Raw genomic sequence first — 24,316 nt, forward strand, 5'->3', positions numbered from 1 at the left:
CAAAACATATTAGGTGGTTATGGTGTGTTTAATTCATCAGAACCTTGTTGGTGAATTTGGATCCATTTTTGTAAACTCTCATGATGCTGTTTGGTATCTTCGTACCCTTGGTCATAAAGTGCTGATAGCCTTTCTTCCGACCGTTCGATTCGGTCGACTTCTAAAGGTTTTGATGGTTGAATGACATAATACTGCTCAGGATTTGATTCAATATGCTCGAGTGTTCGATTGTATCGTTCATATCTAGAGTTGATTGCAGAGGCAAGTGGTGGGTTTTTCTTATATAGTCGTTTGATTAACCAGGAAAACTTTGATTTTTTCTTTCTATACCCGGCGTTCCTAGTTAAGACAACAACATTTAACGGATTACCATCGCTTTTTGATTTAAAAATCGGAATAGGGTCTGCTATACCTCCATCTAAGAGTAGCTTATCCTGCACCTTCACTGGTGGTGCCATAAAAGGTAATGAGCTAGAAGCTCTCAAGATTGAAAGAAGTTGTTCCTGGCTTTTCTCATTTTGAAAATAAACTGCTTCACCTGTGAATGTATCTGTCGTACCTACAATAAACTGTTCTGTAGTAGATGCGAATGCTTCGAAATCAAATGGTACATGTTTCGTCGGTATGTCACTAAAGATTAAATCCATACCAAAGAGTTGTTTTTTACTGATTAGGTTTTTGTAAGACAAATATTCAGGATGATTTATATAATCGATCGTTACTTTCCTATTTCTGCCCTGCTGTCTGGAAAGATAAGAGGCTGCATTGCAAGCTCCTGCTGATACTCCGATTACGTAAGGAAAATAAAGGTCATGCTCCATAAAATATTCAAGTACTCCTGCGGTATATACTCCCCTCATACCGCCACCTTCTAGAACTAATCCGATCGATTGCAATGATGAGCCCCCTTTATTTACATTTTTTTCTTACTATTAGTGTAAGGGATTACGGTGTTTAGCTCAAGGTTCGTTAAGAATAAAAAAAACCTGCAAAGGCAGGAGTTTCGTTGTGTCGAGAAAGTCTTAAGGACCTTCTGCCACGGTTATAGGGGGTATTTCCGCTCCAAGATGCTCGTTGACCCCGTAGGAGTGAATACCGCTTGACTCTCGGGCGTTCGTCCAGATGAAAGCAAGCGGTATTCAACTTATGAAAGAAATTCTAAAAAAGTTGAATAATCAATGAGCAATATGAGCATCATATATTTTGAAGAGGGAAGTTAAAAGTGCAAAAGGAATTACGGATAACTTATCTAGGGAGATGGTCGCGTTGAACAACTCTGTTGGAATACAAGGCTCTAACAACTTTCATTAGAAAGAGGTGTCTCCAAAAGACAATTACCGTTTTACCCCATCGCTTTATTAGCAAAAGCTAACCTTCCTTCTTCAAAAGGGTCTTATCCATAAGGGTAGGGCCCTTTCTTTATGTGATTCTTTCCTCTACCTTTAGGTGCTCTTTGGCTAGGTTGAGCTGGTTCTGTATTTGTTCTGGTGATGTCCCACCATAACTTTTTCTTGCATTCATTACATGATATGGTTTTAGGATTTCAAAGACATCTTCCTCAAATAATGGAGTGAATTTTTTGTATTCATCTAAACTAAGGTCCAATAAATACTTGTTCTCTTGGATACAATGAAGAACGATTTTCCCTATCATTTCATGCGATTTTCTGAAGGTCATGCCTTTATTCACAAGATAATCTGCAATATCTGTAGCATTTGAATAATCTTCATTAACAGCTTGTTTCATATTTTCTTTCTTTACGTTCATCGTTGCAATCATTGGTGCAAGTAGTTGCAATGCTCCATCGAGCGTCTTAGCTGTGTCAAACATGCCTTCTTTGTCTTCCTGCATATCTTTGTTATAAGCAAGCGGTAACCCTTTTAAGACTGTGAGTAAACTGAAGAGATTACCATAAACTCGCCCCGTTTTCGCTCTTAATAACTCAGGTACATCTGGATTCTTTTTTTGAGGCATAATGCTAGATCCTGTACAGAATGAATCATCAAGTTCAATGAACTGAAATTCCTGACTGCTCCAAATCACCATCTCTTCTGATAATCGAGACATGTGCATCATAAGCATAGAGGCATTCGATAAGAATTCAAGAATGAAATCACGATCGCTAACAGCGTCCATACTGTTGGGGTACACAGAATCAAATCCAAGTAGCTCTGCAGTACGATGTCTGTCGATAGGAAATGTTGTTCCAGCAAGAGCGCCTGCTCCAAGTGGTAGCATGTTCGAACGTTTCAAACTATCTTGAAACCTTTCTTTATCACGTTCGAACATCCAGAAGTATGCAAGTATGTGATGAGCAAATGAAACTGGTTGGGCACGTTGTAAGTGAGTGTATCCCGGTAAAACAGTTTCCAAATGTTCTTCAGCTTGTGTAAGAATTGCTTCTTGGACCAATTCAATATGAGTAATGAATTGCTTTACTTTCTTCACAAGATACATATGCATGTCTGTAGCAACCTGATCATTTCTGCTTCTCCCTGTGTGAAGTTTTCCACCTACAGGACCAATTTCCTCAATGAGCGCGTTTTCGATGTTCATATGAATATCCTCATGAGATACATCGTATTCAAACTCACCAGATTGAATTTTCTCTAGAACGATCGATAACCCTCGTTTGATCTCCTCCATGTCATTCTTTGTGATTACGCCACACTCAGAAAGCATTTGAACATGGGCGAGACTACCTTCGATATCTTCTTCTGCTAATTCTTTATCAAATTGAATGGACGCTGTGTATTCTTCAACGAGTTTGTTGGTTTGTTTTGTAAAGCGCCCTCCCCATAACTTAGACACACTAACCTCTCCTTATTGATGAACTTTTTGCTTTTTGAGACCTTCAGCACTTGTTGTTTTATGAACTTCGGCATTTACTTTTGTTGGTAGACCCCAAAGTTTAATAAATCCAACAGCCGCTTCGTGATCAAATAGGTCTCCTTTTAGATACGTCGCTAGTTGTTCATTGTAAAGTGAATTCTCAGACTTACGTCCAACTACTGTATTTGTGCCCTTATGAAGTTTGATGCGTATCTTCCCGTTAACCACTTTCTGTGTTTCATTAATAAATCCTTCAAGAGCCTGACGAAGTGGTGAATACCATAAACCATCGTAAATCAACTTAGACATTTGTTGATCGACCGTTGTTTTAAATTGTGATACTTCACGTGTATGAGTTAAGAATTCAAGTTCTTTATGAGCATTGATCAAGATCAGAGCTCCTGGATTTTCATATACTTCTCTTGATTTAATACCGACAAGACGATTCTCAATGTGATCGATACGACCGATCCCATGCTTTCCACCGATTTCGTTTAGTTTCTCGATTAAATCAACGAGTCCTAACGTTTCTCCATTCAAAGCTACTGGACGTCCTTCTTCAAAATCCACTTCGATGTATTCTGGTTTGTTTGGAGTCATTTCGATTGGTGCCGTCCAGTCAAATGCTGCTTCGGGCGCTTCCGCCCAAGGGTCTTCAAGGACACCAGCTTCACAAGCACGCCCCCAAATATTAGCATCAATTGAAAACGGATTATCTAACTTAACTGGAATCGGGATCCCTTTTTCTTCTGCATACGCAATTTGTTCGTCACGCGTCATTCCCCACTCACGGACAGGAGCGATCACTTTTAAATCAGGATTTAATGCTTGAATGGAAACCTCAAAACGCACCTGATCATTTCCTTTACCAGTACACCCGTGAGCAACAGCTGTTGCTCCTTCTTTTTCGGCTGCTTCTACGAGAAGCTTAGAAATCAAAGGACGTGAAAGAGCTGAGGAAAGTGGATACTTTCCTTCGTATAGTGCATTTGCTTTTAACGCTGGTAAGAGATACTCTTCTGCAAGTAGTTCTTTCCCTTCAATCATATATGCTTTCGAAGCGCCAACTTTCAGCGCTTTATCTTTAATGGTTTCTAGATCTTTACCTTCTCCAACATCAAGTCCGAGAGCGATAACCTCATAATTATATTTTTCTTGAAGCCATTTAATTGAAATTGAAGTATCGAGTCCTCCGGAATAAGCAAGAATCAGTTTCTCTTTACTCATGTGATCCACTCCTTATCTTTGTATTAATATATATACTAACGTATATTTATTCAAAATGCATCAAAAAAAATCAATTTTTTAATAAAATTTTTAAAAGTGCTTTTTGAGCGTGTAGACGATTTTCCGCTTCCTGGTAAACAACTGAATGTGGACCGTCTATAACCCCGGCTGTAACTTCTTCTCCACGGTGCGCCGGGAGACAATGCATAAAGATGTATTTTTCGTTCGCCTTTATACATAATTCTTCATTTACTTGATACGGTTCAAACACGCCTTCACGTTCTTTTTGTTCTTCTTCCTGGCCCATGCTCGCCCATACATCTGTAATGAGAACATCGGCTCCATTTACAGCAACTTCTGGATCGGTTGTCACTTCAATGATAGCGCCCGTAACTTTTGCCGTTTCTCTCGCATTCGCCAAAATGGTTTCATCAGGTTCATAACCTTCAGGACAAGCAATTGAAAAATGCATCCCTACTTTTGCGGCTCCTTCTAATAAAGAGTGTGCAACATTGTTACCATCACCGAAATAGGCTGCTTTCAGACCATTCAAGTACCCTTTATGTTCTAAGATTGTTAGAAGATCAGCTAAGATTTGTGCTGGGTGATGAAGGTCAGTGAGTCCGTTGATAACTGGTATAGAAGATGCCTGTGCAAAACGTTCAATTGTTTCATGCCCGAACGTTCGAATCATAACGCCATCGAGATACCCCGCTAGAACATTTGCAGTATCTTCTATCGTCTCTCCACGCCCTAATTGAATGTCTTTTGAACTAAGAAATAGCGCATGACCTCCAAGCTGTAGCATAGCTACTTCAAAAGAGACACGAGTTCGCGTGGAAGATTTCTCGAAAATCATTCCCAGGACTTTCCCTTTAAGTTCTTCATGTGGTATCCCTTGTTTTTGTAGATGTTTTAATTCATCTGCCACTTTTAATAGATACAGTAACTCATCTGTCGAAAGATCATTTATTGTTAAGAAATCTTTACCTTTTAACCTAGCTTCAATATCTTTCTCTTTATATTGCAATGATTGACTCATCTAATCATCCTTTCTAGTACGCATATGTTTGTGAAGCTTTCTGCCATTCTTGTATTGAAGTTACGGATGTTATCTTTGGATCACTCATGTTAATTAATTGTAAAGTGTCGAGGTGTGTAAAGCATGGGATTTTATAGCGTGTCCCAAGTGCTCTTATCTGGAAACCTGAACGGTCCTTTTCTCGTCCTACTGTTGGGATGGAGATAATTGCATCGATTTTTTCACTAATAAGCTTTTCAATGTTAGAAACGTCCTTCCCCACTTTCGTAGAGGGAATACCATTGACCTCTAAAAAGAGGTTAGTACCAGGTGTTGCATATAACTTGACGCCTCTTTTCGATAAATCATCAAGTAAAGGAATGGCTGCTTCTTTCGCTTCATTGCTAACCGAGCATAGTATTGCTTTTGGGAGGCCTTCTTCTACAGTTGGAAGAATAGCTTTACTTAAAGCTTCATCTACTGTATTTGCAATAGCGAGTACTTCGCCAGTTGACTTCATTTCAGGTCCTAAGACGTGATCTACATTCTTTAACTTTCCGTTTGAAAAGATCGGGAATTTAACAGTGTAATAGGATTGCTCTTTCAATAGACCTCGTTGTGGAAGTTCACTTTTTTTGTTTAGTTGTGCTTCAATCGCCCACTCCACGATCGGAACATTCGTTACTTTGCTCATCAAAGGAACAGTTCTCGAGGCTCTCGGATTGATTTCTAGGACGTAAATAATACCCTCACTAATTACAAATTGAATGTTCATTAGTCCCCTACAATCTAGCGCTTTCGATAGATTTTCAGAATAGGTAGTGATCTTCTGTTTCTGGTCATTTGTTAACGATATTGGTGGATAAATAGCCGTACTATCTCCAGAATGGACCCCCGCTCTTTCAAGATGCTCCATAATACCGGGAATCGCGATATCCTTCCCATTACATATGACATCTACTTCACATTCCGTTCCTTCAACAAAACGATCTAAAAGGAATGGCCACATCTTCTTCGAACTTGTATCAAGCTTTTTTGTATATCGTTTCAGTTCATCCATATTTCTGAAAATAAACATATTCTGTCCACCGATGACGTAGGAAGGTCTTACAATGATCGGGAACGTCAATTCTTCTGCAAGCTTCACCATTTCTTCAGGCTTGTAAGCCATTCTGCCTTCGATGTAAGGAATACTTAACGAATCGAGTAGTTTGTAAAACTGGTCTCGATCTTCTACTTTGTTAATGTTTTCAACAGGGGTTCCCAGCACAGGAATACCTCTTTCATGCAGTTCTTCTGCAAGGTTCACAGCGGTTTGGCCTCCGAATTGCACAGCAACCCCAGTAATGTTTTCCTTCTCTATAACTGCTAGAACATCTTCAATTGCAAGAGGCTCAAAGTATAAACGGTCAGCGATCGAGTAATCAGTGCTAACAGTTTCTGGATTATTATTCATTACAACTGAGCGGTACCCGAATTTCTTCACAGCGAGAGTTGCATGTACGGAACAATAATCAAACTCAACGCCTTGACCAATACGTATAGGTCCTGAACCAAGAATAAGAATCGAGGGTTCTGCTTGATCTTCCGCTTCATCTTTTCCAAGGAAGGTTGAATAGAAATAAGGTGTGACAGCTTCGAACTCTCCTGCACATGTATCGACCTGCTTCATTCCTCGAGTGAAGCCTAATTGTTTACACTGTTCACGAATGTCGTCGAGACTTTTTCCAGTTGCATTCGCAATGAAGGAGTCGCTAATATTAAGTTTCTTTGACTGAATAAGTAGTTCAGAAGGTAGTTTGTTTGATTCCTTCAATGCACGTTCACTGTCCACGATCTTTTTTATCTTTACAAGAAACCAGGTGTCAATTGACGTATGATGTTGAATATCTTCAATCGTAAATCCTCTTTCAAAAGCTTCTCCAATCACAAACAATCGCTCATCTGTAGGAATCGTTAATTTATGCAGAAGTTCTGCATCGTTTAACTCAGTATAGAAATCACCAGTTAGTGCATACCGACCGATTTCAAGTGAGCGAACAGCCTTATTCAGAGCACCTTCAAAACTACGATCGATCGCCATTACTTCCCCAGTAGCCTTCATCTGTGTACCTAACACGCGGTCTCCTTCAGGAAACTTATCAAATGGAAATCTAGGTAGTTTAACAACAAGATAATCTAATGCAGGTTCAAAAGCTGCGAATGTCGTCCCTGTTATTGGATTTGGTAATTCATCGAGCGTGTAGCCAATTGCACATTTCGCTGCCATACGAGCGATTGGATACCCGGTTGCTTTTGAAGCAAGTGCTGACGAACGACTTACCCTTGGGTTTACTTCGATAATATAATAGTCATTTGATTCTGGGTTCAATCCAATCTGTATATTACATCCACCGATGACATCAAGCGCTCTAATCACTTTCAAGGAAACGTCACGTAGCATCTGATACTGGTAATCGTTTAATGTTTGAGAAGGAGCTACTACGATCGAGTCACCAGTATGAATACCAACAGGATCCATATTTTCCATGTTGCATACGATCATACACGTATCATTTTTGTCACGCATGACCTCATACTCGATTTCTTTCCACCCCAGCATACTCTTTTCAATTAGCACCTGATTGATCGGACTTAGTGATAATCCTCTTTCTACAATCTCACTCAATTCCGTACCATTGGCTGCAAAGCCTCCGCCTTCTCCGCCAAGGGTATATGCTGGTCTAACCATAATCGGATATCCAATTTCTGATGCAAACGCTAATGCTTCTTTTTTTGTAAGCGCAATTTTTGATTCAGGAACTGACTCACCGATATCGATCATCTTTTGTCTGAATTTCTCTCGATCTTCACCATTTTGTATTGACTCTACAGAAGTTCCAAGAAGTTCAACATTATGTTTTTCTAGAATCCCTTTCTCATAAAGGTTCACCGCTATGTTTAAGCCTGTTTGACCGCCTAAAGTTCCTATTATTCCATCTGGTTGCTCTTTCTTTAGTATTTCTTCCACATATTCGAGCGTCATCGGCTCCAAATATACACGATCAGCGATCGAACGATCCGTCATAATGGTCGCTGGATTATTGTTGATTAAAATAACCTCGATCCCTTCTTCTTTTAAAGCAAGACACGCCTGGGTACCTGCATAATCAAATTCTGCGGCCTGGCCAATCACGATCGGTCCTGAGCCAACAATAACGACTTTTTTCAATTCTTTACGTAAAGGCATAGTGATGTTCTCCTGTTTGTAAGATTTGCTGTAAAAACGCTTCAAATAAAAACACAGTATCTGAAGGACCTGCATGAGCTTCTGGATGGAATTGAACTGATTCAATGCTATATTTGTTATGCTTTAAGCCCTCGACTGTTTTATCGTTAATATTGGTAAAGGTGACACTGAAATTCGTTTCTTCAAGACTCTCCTTTACGACTTCATAACCATGATTCTGCGAAGTAATATACACTTTCCCTGTCTTCATATGTTTTACAGGATGATTCGATCCTCTATGACCAAATAACAACTTACGTGTTGTGGCTCCATGAGCAAGGGCTAATAACTGATGACCAAGGCAGATTCCGAGCACAGGATAAGCTTCACTTATTTTTCGAATCGTATGGAAGTGAGGAGATAGTTCTTGTGGATCCCCTGGACCATTACTCAATACCACGCCCGCTGGATTAAGAGCAGCTATTTTTTCAAAACTAGTGTTGAATGGAACGACTGTCACATCACATCCAAGCTCCTGTAACGAAGTCAAAATGGATTTCTTGTATCCATAGTCCACTAGAATGACGCGTGGGCCATTTGCTGGATAGTGAGTGATTTTCTTTGTTGAGACAAGTGGGACATACTGTTTGCTAAACGTCCAATCACTAACAGCTTCGCTTGGTGATTGATCTGTAATTCTACCCTTCATCGTTCCATGTCCTCTTAAGAGTTTAACTAATGCTCTTGTATCGACACCCGTTAACGATGGAACCTTCTTATCTTGCAGTCCTGATGAAAATGAGGTTTTTGATAAATAGTGACTTGGACTTTCACACTGTTCTCCTGTTACGACACCGTGCAAGAAAAGTTGATCACATTCATTATCAAGCTCGTTCAACCCGTAATTTCCAATCTGGGGATAGCAAAATACGACGATTTGCCCTGCATATGAAGGATCAGAGACGATTTCTTGATAACCGGTCATACTTGTATTAAAGACTACTTCTCCGAATGCTTCTATTTCATCACCCTTTAATTCTCCTTCAAAAACAGCTCCGTTTTCTAAGATGAGATACCCTTTCTTCATTGATGAACCGCTCCTTGCTGTTCAAATACATCTTTTAACACAGTGATAAAATGTTGGATTTCCTCATAACTCACAGTTAGCGGTGGTAATATTCTAATTACATTTGGTCCAGCTGTTAAAATGAGGACACCTTGCTCTCTCAGCTTCTCAACAAAAGGAGCTGCATTTTCCACCTCTACACCGATCAAAAGACCTAGTCCCCTTATTTCAATAATAGAAGGTGTGGATTGTTCTAATTCCCGTAACTCTTGCTCGAAGAAGGTAGCAATCTCTCTAATTTTCGGTAGTAAAGCAGTAACTTGTTTAATTGTTTCTACACCAGCTGCACATGCAAGAGGGTTACCTCCAAATGTACTGCCGTGGGTGCCAGGACCGAATGAGGATGCTACCGATGATTTTGCGAGCATTGCTCCTATTGGAAAACCAGATCCAAGCCCTTTAGCAAGTGTCGTCACATCTGGTTCAAACCCATATTGTTCATAAGCAAATAGCGTACCGCTTCTTCCGATACCAGTTTGAACTTCATCTACGATTAATAAAATTCCATTGGTTTTGCAAGTTGTAACTAGCTCATCAATCCACTCCTTATTAGCAGGCCTTACGCCTCCTTCCCCCTGAACGAGCTCAAACATCACAGCTGCTGGTTTTAACTCTTCGATTTTTGATAGGCTTTCGTATTCATTAAAAGGTAGAAAGTGAAAACCATTTAACAGCGATCCGAATCCTTCATGAAGTTTCGTTTGCGCTGTTGCTGATAATGACCCGAGAGTACGCCCGTGAAATGAGTTCGTAAAGGTAACAATCGATTCCTTTCCACTCCACTTCCTCGCTAGTTTAATTGCTGCTTCATTAGCTTCTGTCCCACTGTTACAGAAAAACGCTTGGTCAAAGCAGCTGTTTTTAGTAAGAAGGCTAGCTAGCTCCTCTTGTTTAGGTATATTGTACAAGTTGGAACAATGCCATAGTGAATCAAGTTGCTCAGTTAATGCTTGTTTAACCGCCAACGGTTGATGACCGAGATTACAAGTGGCAATTCCTGAAGTGAAATCGAGGTATTGCTTTCCATCAGTATCATAGAGATAACTTCCCATTCCTTTTTCAACTGTTATAGGAAGCCGGTTATAGGTTTTCATAAGACTTTCTGACTGTTTCGTTTGCTGTGACATCACCTAGCTCCTTTCTTATGATTCGTGTGCCTATCTGTCCATGTTCTACTGCTTTGCGGAGAGCTTTTGTTTCTCTTCCATCTAATATGATCACGGACCGAACTTGTTCGGATAGAGCGGATAAAGCACCCTTTACTTTTGGAATCATTCCACCGAAAATAACGCCATTATCTATTAATCTCGTAATCTTTTCCTCATTAAGGAGTGGGAAGACCACCTGCTTTCCATCAACGATTTCATAAATTCCAGGAATGTCACTTACTAGGCAAATTTCTGCTTCTAGTGCTTTCGCCACAGCAGAAGCGGCTTCGTCACCATTGATGTTGAGAGTTTCTCCGTTCTCATCCATGCTAATCGGAGAAACGATAGGAATATAACCACTTTCTGAAAGCTGAGTGATCAAATCAGCATCTACGTTTTTGATGCTACCTACCCGACCGAGTGCTCGGTCAGTAACCTCACATGTAAACATTGCACCGTCTACTCCACTGACTCCCACTGCATTTCCACCAGCTTGATAGATTTTCTTAACAATTCGCTTATTAATTTTACCGCTAAGGACCATTTCTACAATGTCCACCATTTCATCAGTAGTCACTCGCAATCCATCCGCAAATTGGGTTTCAATCGATGCCTTTTCAAGCATTTCAGAAATTTCTGGCCCACCACCATGAACAATAACCGGATGGATATTGTACTCTTTTTTTAGTTTGACAATGTCATGGTAGAATTCATTAGGCAGCTGTTTGAGGACGCTTCCTCCACATTTAATTACAAAATAATTCGTATTATCTTCCTCACGTGCGGTATGATGCATTGATCCTGACATAGTCATAGGAAAGGTCACACCCCCATGCTACTGCTTTTTCATTGCCTTTATTTATATCTATAAAGATATGAATTGTATCTTCTTCAAGATATTGCTTAGTTTTTTCTTCCGAAAAAGCTGCCGTAATCCCTTTATCAACTATTTTAATCGGTCCGATCGAAATGGAGAGCGATTCTTCATCGACCTTTTCTCCACTGTAGCCAATAGCGCATACTATTCTTCCCCAGTTTGCATCTGCACCGTGGATCGCCGTTTTCACAAGGTTTGATCCTACTATTGATTTCGCAATTGCACTGGCACCTTCTTTAGAGTCTGCGCCGTCTACATGGACCTCAACTAATTTGGTTGCTCCCTCTCCATCTTTCGCGATCATTTTGGCTAGTTGCTGACTTACATATTCGAGGGCACCGATAAACGTCAACCAATCAGGATGTTTTTCATGTAAGGGCAAATTCTCTGCTTTCCCGTTCGCCATCAGGAGGACCATATCATTTGTACTTGTTTCCCCATCTACAGTAATCATGTTATACGTTCGATTCGTAATATTATTGAGGGCAGACTGTAAAGCAGTTCTTTCTACTGCTGCATCTGTTGTAACGAATGAGAGCATAGTCGCCATATTAGGCTTGATCATTCCAGAGCCTTTTGCTGCGCCACCGATTGTTACTTCTTTTCCATCAATTATGCATGTGACAGCTACCTCTTTAGTGATTTTATCTGTCGTTACGATCGCTTCAGCAAAATGCTTGCCACTTGTTGATGCCTGGTAATTAGGAATTTCATTTATCCCTTGGATAATCGCATCCATTGGAAGGTATTCTCCTATTACTCCTGTCGAGGTGACGGCCGTTTCTGATTCATTTAAATTCATTACTTTCGCAAACTGTTTTCTCATTTCGTATGCGTCTTCGAGACCTTTCTTTCCTGTAAACGCATTAGCGTTTCCTGAATTTACAAGGACTCCTTGTAGAGTGCCGTCAACAAGGCTATCTTGTGTAACTTTTAAAGGTGGAGCCTGGAATGAATTCGTCGTAAATACGCCTGCTGCAACTGCAGGAACATCAGAGATTATCCAACCTAAATCTTTTCGTTTTCGCTTAAATCCGGCATGAAACCCGCCTGCTTCAAACCCTTTAGGTGAGGTGACGGTACCTTGATCTACTATTGTAAATAGTTCTTCTTCCTTCGCTGTTGTTGTCAATCGATTCAATCCTTTCAATCTAGAATTATGGAAATATAGGTGACAGTTCTAATCCTGTACGTTCAGGAAAACCAAATCGTAGATTCATATTTTGTACCGCTTGACCTGCCGCACCTTTCATCAAGTTATCAATGACAGAGATAACAGTTAATCGATTTGTTCTTGAGTCAACTGAAATGCCGATATCGCAATAATTCGAACCTGCCACTCCTTTAGTCGTTGGCCATTTTCCCTCAGGCATTATTCTTATGAATGGATGTTTTTTGTAATAGGATGAATAATGTTCAATTACTTCTAAACTTGTTTTTTCTTCTGTCAAATCAATATACATACTGCACATCATTCCTCTAGTAAGAGGGATAAGGTGCGTTGAGAAAGACACTTGTATTTCCTTGTCACTTTGATCTGAGAGCACTTCTTCAATCTCAGGTATGTGTTGATGCTTTCCTAGCTTATAAGCTGAAATGTTTTCATTACCTTCTGAAAAATGAGTGATTTGATTCGTCTTACGACCAGCGCCTGATAAACCCGATTTTCCATCTATAATTAACGATGAAGGATCACCCCACTTCTCTTTGATAATAGGCAAAATACCAAGTAAGGTTGCTGTCGGATAGCATCCCGGATTTGCAATTAACGTAGCTGTGGAGATTTCCTCCCTATAAAATTCCGGTAATCCGTAGACTGCTTTTTCTAACATCTCTTTCGGTGGTGATGAATGTTTATACCATTCTTCGTATAATCCTTCTCCTTTAAGTCTGAAATCTCCAGACAAATCAATGCATAGTACACCTAGATTAATCAAAGTCGGAATATATTCAGAACTAACACCTGCAGGGGTAGCAAAAAATACAACATCTACATGACTTGCGAGCTTTTGACAATCAAGTGAATCAAATTTGGTTGTGACGATATCCGTAAGGTGTGGAAAAACCTGGTCTACTTTTACTTCTGCATTAGATGGAGATACGATTGTGTCGATGTTTATGTTGGGATGATTGAGCAATAAGCGAATCAATTCTAGTCCGCTATACCCACTCGCTCCTACAATAGCTGCTTTCACTACTTCCACTCCTTCATTGCTTCGTTATTGAATGATTATACATACAGGAGAATATATATACAATACCTTTTTTGCTTTTTCTAAAAGTTTTTTAAATCGAATAAAAAACATGCCCCCGATCAGGAGCATGTTTTTTAAGTGGTTTATTTTTTATCAAATTCAAACGTTAGTTTCTTTTCAGAAGAGTCCCATACTAAGGCTGCATTAAACGTGCCTTTTTTTCCTTTCAATCCTTTGATAATCGATGATTTGCCATCTTTTAAAATCTTTTTTGCGTTTGTTTGCGATACGGGTTTTCCGAGTATACGTTTTGAAATGGTGAAAGAGCATTGGTTCTTTGAGTACCCGCTGCACCCATACAATTTGCCTTTATCAATCACGTCAGAATTACATAAAGGACACGCTCCTACTTTTTTACCGAGAGCTTTTTTTGAAGTCGTAGATGGCTCGATCGTAACCCCTTTCGTATCCCACGAGTCGGATGACCGAATTGCATCTTCCGTTAACTTTGCAGCAAGTTTCTTTACTGATTCCATAAATACTTGAGGAGATGCATTTCCACTACCTATTTCTTTTAACCTTTGTTCCCATTTCGCAGTCATTTCTGGACTAGCAAGAACCGCTTCACCTATCGAGTCGATAAGTAAGATTCCTTTGTCAGTAGCTGACACCTGGTTTTTCACAACTTCGATATACTTTCGGTCCTTAAGCATCGTAATAATTCCAGCACGCGTGGCTTCTGTTCCGAGCCCTTCTGTATCCTTTAAGACTTTCTCTAAGGATTCATCTTCAAGATGTTTTCCGGCAGTTTTCATCATCGTAATAAGCTGTCCTTCAGTGAACCGTTTCGGAGGCTGCGTCTTTCCTTCGATAACATCTGCTGATATGACAGTACCCGCCTGTCCCTTAACGATAGGAGGGAGAACCTCGTCCTTTTGGGAGGAGGTGATGACTCTATGCCAACCCTCTTGGACTTTTACTTGCCCTTTTGAAATAAACTCTGCTCGATCCTCCACGAGAGTCGTTAGAGTCGTATAGTCTACGATTGCTACATCTTCATGTGCAGCGAGAAGGCTTCTTGCGATGAGATCATAGATTTTTGATTCTTCACCAGAGAGTCTATCGAGTTTAGGAACCTGTTCTGTTGGAATGATGGCATAGTGATCACTTACTTTTGAAGCATTCACGTAGCGTTTATCATTCATAATCGATTGTTTCTTTAAAGGGAAAAGGGATTTATACGCTTCTTGCTTCTGAAGCTTTGAAAGAATCGATGGAAACTCCGCTGCTTCTTCAGTTGTAACAAAACTGGAATCACTTCGTGGATAAGAAATCATTCCTTTTGTATAAAGTTTCTGTGCAATATCTAGTGTTTTTTTAGGAGAAAATTTATACTTTTTATTCGCTGCTGATTGAAGTGATGAGAGTTGGTAAAGGTAAGGAGGTTTGTACTGTTTTCGCTCCTTTTTCACTTTGCTTGCTTGGCAGGTTTTATCCTTGCAGAATGCAGCAATCGCTTTTGCCATCTCAGGATTATCAACTCTCGTTTGATCATCTTTCATCCATTTTCCTATTACTTTCTCTCCGTTATAATCAAATGTTCCTTTCACTTCCCAAAACGGTTCGGATTTAAAATTAGAAATCTCCTTTTCACGCTTTACAACGAGTGCAAGCGTTGGAGTTTGGACTCTTCCAGCAGAAAATACATCTTGAATCCCTTTTTGCTTAAATAATAGCGTATATGCTCTTGATGCGTTAATTCCAACTACCCAGTCTGCACATGATCGTGCATAGGCTTCGAAATATAAGTTTCTCGTATCTCTTTCACCTCGTAGTGAGTTGAATCCTTCTTTTACCGCTTTTTCTGTTAGTGACGAAATCCATAAGCGTTGCATCGGTTTTTTACAACCGGTTTGGTTGATGATGGTCCTGACGATAAGCTCACCTTCCCGGCCAGCATCTCCCGCATGAATGATGGAACCAACATCTTTCTTTTGAAGAAGTTCTTTAATAATCTTAAATTGCTTCCATTTGCTTTTAGAAACCTGGTATTGAAATTGCTCTGGTATCATCGGTAAGGTTTGTAACGTCCATTTCTTCCATTCGGTTTTGTACGTTTCTGGAGGAACTAGTTCACAAAGGTGTCCTACTGCCCATGTTACGTATGCGCCACCTGGGAAATCAGATGTGGGCTTAATATATATGTACCCCTGTTTTTTTTCAGAAGGATAAGGAGCGGCCAACCTTGAGCCCTGATCAGGCTTTTCCGCTATAATGCAAACTGCTTCCAATCAAAACATCCCTTCTTAATCATGATTAAAACGTGTTTTCATATTTCAGTATAGCTCACTCTGTACAGTTGTGGACATAAAAAAACTGCTGATAAGACAGCAGTCATCTTACATTAACACCAACCTAAATCACAATCAAACACGAATTGTTTGATAACCTCTGGTTCTTTTTCTAGAACGTATATTCGATGATTTTCTACTACATAGGATGAATTCACCCTATATACTGATGTGTTTAAGTTCAATTCTCCTATCTTCACCTTGTTTCTATAAAGGTCGATCGTACCTTTGTTTAGCTTTCCTACCACAATGCTTGTAATATCCGTTTTTTTCATAAACTTCCCCTCTTTTCCTAAAGAAAATACACGCTCAAACTGGATGGTGTCTTTGATATAATGAAGAAATGATAAAAGAAAGGGAGGGTATCTTTGGAACAACAGCATGATTATGAACGGCGTAGCATGGTACATAGTAAGAAAAATGTTGTCCAAAAAAGTTATTTAAGATTGTCGAATCATATAAGAACCGTTTTCCAAAGAATGTGGAAAGGTGCTTCCTATGGGGCATTGTTGATGACGATGTTCCTTATTTTTTCGATAGGTTTTGATTTCCATACTGGACTTGGCAAAGGAATCGATATTCTCATATTCTCACTCCTGAGTGTTTTGGGTACGTTGGTCATCTTCTACATTGTAAAGCTCTTCGTAAAATATTTAGTGAAGCTTCCAGTTTTCTTTATAGCTGCATTAGCTGTGTCTGTTGGACTAATTATTTATACACTTGATCAGTTTAAATCTCTTGAGAACATCTTACCTCTTGCCTATTTGGTTGCAGGTATTGGCTTAGTCATAGGAGGCTTTTTAGGGTACCCTATCGTTCATGGAATGAAGAGACCTTCTTCTATTTTTATGCTGGCGTTTGGAACCCTAATAACCGCAATCTTTTTTTATTGGCTGTTCACACCAGGTATAACTGAAGAACGATTACATGTCGAGCAACAAACCCTCTCTCCAGTAAGTGAAAACCCCTCTTTGCCGGGTAAATATGACATAAAAACGTTTACTTACGGAAGTGGTACAGACAAACATAGAGAAGTTTTCGGGGAAAAGGTAGATGTTCAAACAACGTCTGTTAACGGTTCCGCCCTTATTGGTGACTGGTCGAAACTACGTGAAATGTTCTGGGGCTTTACTGATACAAACCTCCCTATTAATGGTAGGGTGTGGATGCCTGATGGTGAGGGGAAATTCCCTTTAGTGTTGATGGTCCACGGTAATCACAAGATGGAAGACTTCTCAGATGAAGGCTATCGTTATCTAGGTGAATTACTTGCTAGTAGAGGTTTTATCACTGTATCAGTGGATGAGAATTTCTTGAATTCTTCTTGGTCTGGTAGTTTAGGAGGAGATATTAATGGAAGAGCGTGGATGCTATTAAGTCATCTAAAAGAAATTGAAAAACTATCAACAAAGAAACAAGCGCCGTTTTATGAAAAAGTAGATTTCGAGAACATTGCTCTTACCGGCCATTCACGCGGTGGACAAGCAGCTATTCTGGCGGCAAAGTTCAATAAGTTAGAGCGTTATCCAAACAACGCATATAAACGGTTCGACTTTCAGTATAATATCAAAAGCGTTATTGCAATCGCCCCGACCGATTACCATACAATTGCAGATCGGAAAATTGAATTGAATGATGTGAATTACTTAATCCTACATGGTTCATACGACAGTGATCTTTCTGAATTTGAAGGCGACCGTCAATTCAATGGAATCACCTTAACTGGTAGAAAGAATATCATGAAAGCTGCTCTTTATGTGGATCGAGCAAACCATGGACAGTTTAACACTACATGGGGAGACAACGACACGTACTTTCCATTCACGCTTTTATTAAATAAAAAACCTCTTCTAGATGGAAAAGAACAGCGACAAATTGCGAAGACGTATGTTTCAGGTTTTTTAGAGGCAACCCTTCATGATGATTCATCTTTTGTACCGATGTTTGAAGATTATCGATATGCATTAGAATGGCTACCTTCGACAACCTATATTAATAAATATGAGGATCCTTCGTATCATATCTTTAGTGATTTTGAAGAGGATGTAGATGTCTCCACGGCTTCTTCTCCTTATCTCAATATGGATGCCGAGGGATTATTGCAATGGTATGAAGGTGAATTGGAATTTAGAAGAAATAAAGTAAGAGATAATCACGGAGTGTTTCTAAAATGGGATCATGCTTATTCAAAGAATGGCTCATATACGCTTTCGTTTAAGAAGTTATTGGAAAACCCTTATTCATTTAATAAGAATAGCGCCTTAACCTTCACAGCAGGAAATGTTTCTGACGAGGAAGAAGTTGTAATGGATTTTAGTATTGTTGCTACTTCTGAGAACGGGGAATCCGCAAGTGTACAAATAAGTGATGTTATGAGTATGCATCCGGTCCTCCCTATCCAGCATACGAAAACAAAATTTTATGAAGAAGCGCGATTTGGTGATCCTACAGAACCAGTTTTACAAACCTTCAATATACCGATGACAACATTTATGGATCAAAACAGTTCTTTTCAACCGGAGAAGCTCACTTCTATTCGCTTTAAGTTTGATGAATCAGAGAGAGGTAAACTATTCTTAGATCATATTGGTGTTAACCGGAGATAGAGTATACAAAAAGGCTTTCCCAAATCTTTAAGGGAAAGCCTTTTTTATCCTATCATGAAATTTTGCAAGAAGATTGACCATGTTTCGCAAGGTAGCTCTGATGGTATTCATCAGCTCTATAGAAATTGGCTGCAGGTACAATTTGAGTTACAATCGGTTTTTTGAACTTTCCAGATGCCGTAAGTTCTGCTTTCGCCTTTTCAGCTAACGTTCTTTGCTCATCAGAACTATAAAAAATAGCTGAGCGATATCTAGTGCCAACATCTTCTCCCTGACGGTTCAGTGAAGTTGGGTTATGGTTTTCGAAAAATACTTGAAGCAACTCATCATATGAAATGATTGCTGGATTATATTCTACGAGTACAGCTTCTGCGTGCCCTGTTAATTCTTTATAGACTTCTTCGTAGGAAGGATCGATCGTTTTTCCTCCGGTAAAGCCAGCAGATGTGGACGTTACCCCATTTAACTGCTGAAATAGTGCTTCTACTCCCCAAAAACATCCTGCTGCAAATACTGCTCTTTCCATTGTTTCCACTCCATTTCTCCAAGTGTCGTTTCTATTTTGGCCAGCTTTTTCTAAATATATGTCTTCGAGTTCACTCAGAGATAACATATAAAGCTGTTTATTATTTTTCTTATAGATTCCTTTTCCTAAAAGGCTTTTGATCATCATTTGTTTTTTTTCTTCATCTTTTGATACAAGTTGCATATTCGTTCACTCCTTTATTAATAAACCGTTTGATGAGGAGTGCATATAAAAAAACCCTCATCTGCCCGAACAGAAGAGGGTTGGTTATACCGATCGCCTCTTCTTATTTTCCGACTTTCGCCGCAGGAATTGGCACGGTGCTCCCGTATAAAATCTATAGGAATCCGTTGCCGAGGTATCTAAGGGCCAGTCCCTCCACCTCTCTGAATAAGAAGATCCTTGAAAAAGGATTATTAAGTTAATGACAATGTTAAAGGTTGTAACACTAGGTGTCAATAGAAAAGCTTACATTAGTGCGCTAAATAATAAAAGAAATTACAAAATAACCAATTGCAGATACAGCAGCACCAATGAGTGCTGGCTTGAGCTTGAATGTTGCATAAGTCATTGTATTTAATTTGAGAATTTTTGCTATTGTATTCGTGTTATCACTTAGAGGTGAAGAAAATGCTCCAAATGTCCCGCTTGCAAATACAGCACCGATCACAAGAGGTAATGATGTCCCTGTTGTTGCACCAAGAGATATTCCAAGTGGCATGAGAATCCCCCATGTTCCCCATGAGGAACCGATAAAGTAAGAAACAAACGAACCAACAAGAAACAAGACCGGTGGTACAAATAATACAGGAATCCAGTTTAAGTTCTGTGTAACAAAGGTTGAAAATCCTAAAGTTTCAGCTGAGGAAGCAAGTCCCCAAACAACTGTGAGTAAAACGATTACAGCCATCATATCGTTCCCACCTTCAATAAAAAAGGTGACGAGATTCTTGAGAGTGAACTTTTGGAACAAATAAAAAACAAATGTTAATAGAACCGTTGTCAGGAGGGCAAACACCATGGCATCTAATACATCTGCTTCGATAAAAGCTTCGATTATCCCCGTAAATCCTTTTTCATAGCCATTCCAATATGTAAGGAAGAGTGTAAGAAGAATAACACCACTTAGAGGAACCAATAAGTTCATTGGTTTAGCTGGTAGATCCTTCGAAACGACAGGGTGACAATCTTCCCACTTATCATCTATTTCTTTTTCGAGATTTCCTGCATCGGTAGCTGGTTTTTTATTATGATGAAAAAAACTTAAATAAAACCCAATGATGATGATTGAAATAGAGAAGAAATTATAAGGGATACTTTCTAGAAATAATCTGTACCCATCACCTTCGAGACCCTGCCCTTTTAAAGAAAGGTCTACAACAGATGACATGTACCCCACAAATGCAGTAGCGATTGGAATCAGTACAATTACCGGGGTAGCTGTGGTTTCGATTACAAACCCAAGTTCCTGTGGAGTCATCTTTACTTTCTTTAGAAGTGCCTTCATTATAGGAGCGACCGTCACGATACGGAAACTGGGTGCACTGAAAGTACCTAGCGTTGAAAGCCATGTTAGAAACAATGCGCCTCTTTTCGAATTGATTTTACTTGAGGCTGTTTGAACAAATCCTTTGATTCCACCTGTATATTTCATCATTCCGATAAGACCAGTAAACATATATAAAAAGATAATAATCTTAATATTGCTTTCATCTTTCAGGCCACTCATGATAAATTGGTAAAATTGTTCTAACCCAGAAATAAGACCAGGCTTGTGTATGAATGATGCTGTTAACAATCCTGCTGTTAACCCCGGTATTACGAGTTTGGTTTTAACCGCAACAAGGATAACAACTACGAATGGTATAATCGAAAGCCAATCCATTTATTATCCCCCCTTTTCCAATTAGTTTGCACTTGGAAAAGGGACCTATACAAAAAGCCGGAGAAAATTCTCCGGCTAAGATTGACGCAATGATTTTGTGTGTTTTAAATCGTGAATCGATGAAGCGCCAATACCGAACATAGCAGTTTGAAGTTCGAACTTTATTCTTTTGAGTTGATCAGAAAGAGCTTGTTCGCTTTCATCGACAGCGTGATGAAGAAGAGCTCTACCAAACCCTGCAAGATCAGCTCCGAGAGCAATACTCTTTGCAGCATCGACACCATTTTTCAACCCACCACTTGCAATTAATGGAACGGTGGGAAGGTCTTTTCGAACATCTATCAAACATTCGGCGGTAGCATTGCCCCACCCTTTAAACGCTTCAGCTGCTTGCTCTCTTAAGGTCTGATGAGAGCGGTAGCTTTCAACCTGAATCCACGATGTTCCACCGGCTCCTGCTACATCGATGAAGTCTACACCTATGTTGACCAAGCTTCTAGCCGTTTCATTATCGATCCCCATACCAACTTCTTTTACGCCTACCGGCACTTCAAGTCTTTTTGCTACTTCTTTAATTTTTGGAAGTAAGCTTTTGAAGTTTGTGTCGCCTTCGGGTTGAAACACTTCTTGAAGAGAGTTTACATGAAGGATGAGTCCATCGGCTTCAATCAGATCGATTGCCTTTTTACATTCTTCTACTGTAAAACCATAATTCAACTGCACGGCACCTATATTTGCAAAGATCGGAATCGTAGGAGCAAACTTTCTTACTTCGAATGAATAAACAGAGCGTTCTTCCTGTATCGCAGCCCGCATGGAGCCTACACCAAGTGCCCATCCCTCTGCTTCAGCAGTTTTCGCAAGACGCTTATTTATCTCCCAAGCACGTTTGGTCCCTCCAGTCATCGAACTGATTAGAAAAGGTGAAGCTACTTGTTTACCAAGGAATTCTGTTGATAGATCGATATCATCAAAATCGATTTCTGGTAATGCTCGATGTTTAAATCTAAATTTTTCTAATCCAGTGGTGATTCCTTGTCCTTCGACTTCTTCGGTGAGACAAATATCAATATGTTCATTTTTTCTGCTTTCTGTTTGATCATATTCCGTATGTTTCAACTGATGACCTCCTGCGTTTTTCTTTATTCTTTATTTTAGGCAATATTAGTTCTAGTCTGTATCGATTGTATCGTTGGATCATGATGAAAGGTATATTCACAATAAGGGAATAGGCAACCATAAACCAGCCTACTAGAGGAGGATTCCAGAGAAAGAACAAGAGTGAAGGTGGAATTAAGATCCAGTGATTGAACTCCGCTCTTTTCGTTTCAACGATGAATTTCGTAACATAGGTTACTGTTAAAGTTTTGAGCTTTTTCTTACGAAACCCTCCTCTGAATATACCTCCTCCATCAGGAAGAACCGTTTTCCAAGATCTAATTTTCAATATTTCGTACAAAGCAGCTTCCTCTCTCTTCCTATGATGAAGGTTCCGTGACTCGTAGAAGGAATCAGGGACTTTCAAACAGAAATAAGAGAGACAAACATGTATGGTAAACCAGGCAATAAAGTTTGCTATGATCAATCCACTTATTGAAAGATGAAATACCTGCATGGGCTACCCAACTTTCATTATTTGTTTACAGTCTTTCGTTTAAGATGATATTTAGTCATTAGTTGATCATCTTGTACATAACACACCCGTGACTGTCATCTTACTTTCACAAAGGTTATACTTACACTATACAGCCGCTTATAAAAAAAGTCGACGTAAATACCTTTTTTACAATGAGGAGGAGAGAATAATGGGAAAGAAAACAATCGTGATTGGCGCTGGTCTAGGTGGGTTATCGGCAGCGATCCGTTTAGCCGCTGATGGACATGATGTTACGGTTCTAGAAAAAAACGAACGTCCTGGTGGCAAGTTGAACAGAAGGTCTGGAAAAGGATTCAACTTTGATACTGGTCCATCGATTTTAACGATGCCTTGGGTACTGGAAAAGCTTTTTAAAAGCGCTGATCGCAATCTAAACGATTATATGAACATTACTCGAATCGAACCACAGTGGCGCACGTTTTTTGAAGATGGCGAAGAAATCGATGTTACAAGTGATTTAGCTGTCATGCTATCAGAGGTACATAAACAATCTGAAAAAGACTACTCAAATTTCCTCGCTTATTTGGATTATTGCAAGTCGATGTTTGACCTCAGCTTAAAGAGCTTTTACAGCAAAAGTCTTTCGGGCATTCAGGATATGCAAAAGCTCCATAGTTTTAAGGATTTGTTATCAATGGATCCTATGAAGTCGATGAACCAAGCAACTGAAAAATACTTAAAAGACAAGCATCTTCGTCAGTTGTTCAACTTTTTTGTTATGTATATAGGCTCGTCTCCATATCACTCTCCTGCTATTCTGTCTCAACTCGTCTATGTTCAACTCGGTCTTGGCATCTACTACGTAGAAGGCGGAATGTATAATATCGCAAAAGGAATGCTCAAACTCCTTGATGAGCTAGGTGTTGAGGTAAAGGTGAACAGTGAAGTGACTCAAATCATAACAAAAGATAAAAAAGCAACTGGAGTAAAATTATTTAGCGGTCATGTGATAGAAGCTGACATGATCGTAAGTAACCTTGAAGGAATCCCGGCTCACGAGACATTATTAAAACAAGAGCCTGGTGTGGAAAAAGCAAAAAAAGACCTCAAGAAATATACGCCTACTGTCTCTGGACTCGTTTTACTTCTTGGGGTTAATAAAACGTTCGATAACCTTCAGCACCATAACTTCTTCTTCTCTGAAGATCCGAAGCGCGAGTTTCAACAAATATTTGATGAAGGGATTCCAGCTGATGACCCAACTGTCTACATTGGCGTTTCTTCTAAATCGGACCCTAGTCAGGCACCAGAAGGAAAAGAAAATCTCTTTGTATTAACCCACGTCCCTCCTCTTCAAGATGGAGAAAGTTTTGAAGAATATCGTGGTAAATACCGAGAAATCGTTCTCGACAAATTAGAACGGATGGGAATGCAAGGACTGAGAGAATCTATCGAATTTGAGTATCAGTTTATTCCTGACGACATCAAAGATCTCTATGGCTCGAATGGCGGATCGATCTATGGAGTTGCAACTGATCGTAAAGTAAATGGCGGCTTCAAAATCCCTTCTAGAAGCTCGCTGTTAGAAAATTTATATTTTGTTGGTGGCTCTACACACCCTGGTGGAGGTGTGCCGATGGTAACACTATCAGGTCAACTAACCGCTGATTTAATCGCTGAAGATCTTAAACTATCGGAAGAACAAACGGGCTAAGAA

18 protein-coding genes and 1 riboswitch are annotated in these 24,316 nt (G+C 39.6%); of the genes, 2 read left to right on the plus strand and 16 right to left on the minus strand.

The window, feature by feature from the left end; all coding sequences use genetic code 11:
• Window positions 1-17: 17 nt before the first annotated feature.
• The 12 genes from SJY16_RS10110 to SJY16_RS10165 form a co-directional block, all read right to left on the minus strand.
• Window positions 18-896, minus strand: coding sequence for a patatin-like phospholipase family protein (locus tag SJY16_RS10110; protein ID WP_377889032.1), 879 nt, complete (start codon window positions 894-896; stop codon window positions 18-20).
• Window positions 897-1,419: 523 nt separating this feature from the next.
• Window positions 1,420-2,811 (minus strand): argininosuccinate lyase, encoded by a 1,392-nt coding sequence (gene argH / locus SJY16_RS10115; RefSeq protein WP_377889033.1) that lies wholly within the window; start codon window positions 2,809-2,811, stop codon window positions 1,420-1,422.
• Window positions 2,812-2,823: 12 nt separating this feature from the next.
• Window positions 2,824-4,059, minus strand: a complete 1,236-nt coding sequence (locus SJY16_RS10120; protein WP_377889034.1) for an argininosuccinate synthase — start codon at window positions 4,057-4,059, stop codon at window positions 2,824-2,826.
• Window positions 4,060-4,129: 70 nt separating this feature from the next.
• Complete coding sequence (gene argF / locus SJY16_RS10125; protein ID WP_377889035.1) at window positions 4,130-5,101, minus strand: ornithine carbamoyltransferase; 972 nt, start codon at window positions 5,099-5,101, stop codon at window positions 4,130-4,132.
• Between the two features lie 13 nt (window positions 5,102-5,114).
• Complete coding sequence (carB, locus tag SJY16_RS10130; RefSeq protein ID WP_377889036.1) at window positions 5,115-8,309, minus strand: carbamoyl-phosphate synthase (glutamine-hydrolyzing) large subunit; 3,195 nt, start codon at window positions 8,307-8,309, stop codon at window positions 5,115-5,117.
• Window positions 8,296-9,375, minus strand: coding sequence for a carbamoyl phosphate synthase small subunit (locus SJY16_RS10135; protein ID WP_377889037.1), 1,080 nt, complete (start codon window positions 9,373-9,375; stop codon window positions 8,296-8,298). Before SJY16_RS10135 ends, carB begins: the two co-directional genes overlap by 14 nt.
• Window positions 9,372-10,541, minus strand: a complete 1,170-nt coding sequence (locus SJY16_RS10140; RefSeq protein ID WP_377889038.1) for an acetylornithine transaminase — start codon at window positions 10,539-10,541, stop codon at window positions 9,372-9,374. Before SJY16_RS10140 ends, SJY16_RS10135 begins: the two co-directional genes overlap by 4 nt.
• The gene (argB, locus tag SJY16_RS10145) at window positions 10,495-11,376 is read right to left on the minus strand and encodes an acetylglutamate kinase (protein ID WP_377889039.1); all 882 of its coding nucleotides are present in this window, start codon (window positions 11,374-11,376) and stop codon (window positions 10,495-10,497) included. Before argB ends, SJY16_RS10140 begins: the two co-directional genes overlap by 47 nt.
• Complete coding sequence (argJ, locus tag SJY16_RS10150; RefSeq protein ID WP_377889040.1) at window positions 11,339-12,571, minus strand: bifunctional ornithine acetyltransferase/N-acetylglutamate synthase; 1,233 nt, start codon at window positions 12,569-12,571, stop codon at window positions 11,339-11,341. The genes argB and argJ overlap by 38 nt, the downstream gene beginning before the upstream one ends.
• 25 nt (window positions 12,572-12,596) lie before the next feature.
• Window positions 12,597-13,634 carry an N-acetyl-gamma-glutamyl-phosphate reductase gene (argC, locus tag SJY16_RS10155; protein ID WP_377889041.1) on the minus strand — a complete coding sequence of 346 codons (1,038 nt, stop codon included), beginning with the start codon at window positions 13,632-13,634 and terminating at the stop codon, window positions 12,597-12,599.
• A gap of 143 nt (window positions 13,635-13,777) precedes the next feature.
• Window positions 13,778-15,925 (minus strand): DNA topoisomerase III, encoded by a 2,148-nt coding sequence (locus SJY16_RS10160; protein ID WP_377889042.1) that lies wholly within the window; start codon window positions 15,923-15,925, stop codon window positions 13,778-13,780.
• 113 nt (window positions 15,926-16,038) lie between these two features.
• Window positions 16,039-16,260: a DUF2553 family protein gene (locus tag SJY16_RS10165; RefSeq protein WP_377889043.1), complete on the minus strand. Its 222-nt coding sequence runs from the start codon at window positions 16,258-16,260 to the stop codon at window positions 16,039-16,041.
• A gap of 93 nt (window positions 16,261-16,353) precedes the next feature.
• Here SJY16_RS10165 and SJY16_RS10170 point away from each other — a divergent pair, with 93 nt between their 5' ends.
• A complete protein-coding gene (locus tag SJY16_RS10170; protein ID WP_377889044.1) occupies window positions 16,354-18,591 on the plus strand; it encodes an alpha/beta hydrolase family protein in 2,238 nt (745 codons plus the stop codon).
• A 52-nt stretch (window positions 18,592-18,643) separates the two neighbouring features.
• Here SJY16_RS10170 and msrA read toward each other — a convergent pair whose 3' ends face one another.
• The 4 genes from msrA to SJY16_RS10190 all read right to left on the minus strand — a co-directional run bounded on the left by msrA (window position 18,644) and on the right by SJY16_RS10190 (window position 22,617).
• Window positions 18,644-19,300 (minus strand): peptide-methionine (S)-S-oxide reductase MsrA, encoded by a 657-nt coding sequence (gene msrA / locus SJY16_RS10175; RefSeq protein ID WP_377889045.1) that lies wholly within the window; start codon window positions 19,298-19,300, stop codon window positions 18,644-18,646.
• A gap of 100 nt (window positions 19,301-19,400) precedes the next feature.
• A riboswitch (SAM riboswitch) is annotated at window positions 19,401-19,514 on the minus strand.
• Window positions 19,515-19,598: 84 nt separating this feature from the next.
• Complete coding sequence (locus SJY16_RS10180) at window positions 19,599-21,002, minus strand: Na+/H+ antiporter NhaC family protein (RefSeq protein ID WP_377889046.1); 1,404 nt, start codon at window positions 21,000-21,002, stop codon at window positions 19,599-19,601.
• Between the two features lie 75 nt (window positions 21,003-21,077).
• Complete coding sequence (gene fni, locus SJY16_RS10185; protein ID WP_377889047.1) at window positions 21,078-22,121, minus strand: type 2 isopentenyl-diphosphate Delta-isomerase; 1,044 nt, start codon at window positions 22,119-22,121, stop codon at window positions 21,078-21,080.
• Window positions 22,102-22,617 carry a glycosyl-4,4'-diaponeurosporenoate acyltransferase CrtO family protein gene (locus SJY16_RS10190; protein WP_377889048.1) on the minus strand — a complete coding sequence of 172 codons (516 nt, stop codon included), beginning with the start codon at window positions 22,615-22,617 and terminating at the stop codon, window positions 22,102-22,104. Before SJY16_RS10190 ends, fni begins: the two co-directional genes overlap by 20 nt.
• 190 nt (window positions 22,618-22,807) lie before the next feature.
• Here SJY16_RS10190 and SJY16_RS10195 point away from each other — a divergent pair, with 190 nt between their 5' ends.
• A complete protein-coding gene (locus SJY16_RS10195; protein ID WP_377889049.1) occupies window positions 22,808-24,313 on the plus strand; it encodes a phytoene desaturase family protein in 1,506 nt (501 codons plus the stop codon).
• Window positions 24,314-24,316 lie beyond the last annotated feature (3 nt).

This window comes from Alkalihalobacillus sp. R86527 (genome assembly GCF_042466185.1).
Classification (GTDB): Bacteria; Bacillota; Bacilli; order Bacillales; family Guptibacillaceae; genus Guptibacillus.